Annotated in this window: 2 protein-coding genes; both read left to right on the top strand. The window is 61.0% G+C overall.

All coding sequences use genetic code 11. The annotated features are described in order from the left end of the window. Positions 1-87 precede the first annotated feature (87 nt). Positions 88-633, top strand: a complete 546-nt coding sequence (locus RH90_RS24550; protein WP_010189314.1) for a helix-turn-helix domain-containing protein — start codon at positions 88-90, stop codon at positions 631-633. After that, the gene (locus tag RH90_RS24545) at positions 516-1,145 is read left to right on the top strand and encodes an IS630 family transposase (protein ID WP_232280479.1); all 630 of its coding nucleotides are present in this window, start codon (positions 516-518) and stop codon (positions 1,143-1,145) included. Before RH90_RS24550 ends, RH90_RS24545 begins: the two co-directional genes overlap by 118 nt. Positions 1,146-1,161 lie beyond the last annotated feature (16 nt).

Genomic DNA, 1,161 nt, shown 5'->3' with positions numbered 1-1,161 from the left:
ATACCAAGAACCGATGATCGTGACTCGGAGGGGGTTGCCCTCGGTGGCTCGATTTGATTCAACATGGCAAACGGACAGGAGTTTGCCATGCCGATCGCGCTACGCACCGACTTTGACGCTGTCGCGGTGCGGTCCGCCGCTCGTAAATCGAAGGACGGCGCCCAGGCGCGGCGCTTGCTCGCGTTAGCGGCGATCTATGAGGGCTCGAGCCGGACGGAGGCTGCACGCCTGGGTAGCGTTACGGTGCAGATCGTTCGGGACTGGGTGGTGAAGTTCAATGCGTCTGGGCCGGACGGTTTGATCGATCGAAAGGCCCCGGGCAAGCCGCCGCTCCTGAACGCGACGCACCGCGCGGCTCTGGTCGAGGCGATCGAACGGGGGCCGATTCCGGCTGCGCACGGCGTGGTGCGCTGGCGGATAATCGACCTGGCGCAGATGCTGTGGGACGATTTCTCCGTGTCGGTTTCGAAGCCGACGCTGAGTCGCGAGCTTCAAGCGCTGGGTTATCGGAAATTATCAGCTCGGCCCAAGCACCATGCGCAGGATCCAGAGGCGATCGAAGCCTTCAAAAAGGGGGCTTTGCCGCCGAGCTGGACAAGGTCAAAGCCACGCTCCCAAGTGGCACACCGATAGAAATCTGGTTCCAGGACGAGGCCAGGGTCGGACAAAAGAACAAGATTACGAGACGATGGGCCAAGCGCGGGACGCGGCCCTCGGCGCCGCACGATCAACGCACCAAATCGGCCTACATCTTCGGCGCAATCTGCCCACAGGAAGGCAAGGCGGCCGGTCTTGTCCTGCCGTTCTGCAATACCGACACGATGAACCTGCATCTGGCCGAGATATCCCTGAACGTCGCGCGAGGCGCTCACGCTGTGGTGCTGATGGACCAGGCTGGCTGGCACCTGACGCCCAAGCTCGAGCTCCCATCCAACATCTCCATCGTCGCGATCCCGTCGAAATGTCCCGAGCTCAATCCCCAGGAAAACATCTGGCAGTTCATGCGCGACAACTGGCTCTCGAACCGCGTGTTCGGCTCGTACGACGACATCGTCGATCACTGCTGCGACGCCTGGAACAAGCTGGTCGAGCAGCCTTGGAAAATTATGTCGATCGGATTGCGAAATTGGGCTCAGGAGTTCTGATCAGTGAACCTTGGTA

The organism is Sphingomonas sp. PAMC 26605 (assembly GCF_000241485.1).
Taxonomy (GTDB): domain Bacteria; phylum Pseudomonadota; class Alphaproteobacteria; order Sphingomonadales; family Sphingomonadaceae; genus Sphingomonas.
This window is presented reverse-complemented; position numbering and strand designations above follow the sequence as displayed.

Bases quoted from the DNA above. Each gene is read 5' to 3' on its own strand.
- RH90_RS24550 (WP_010189314.1), top strand. From the start codon at position 88: ATGCCGATCGCGCTACGCACCGACTTTGACGCTGTCGCGGTGCGGTCC.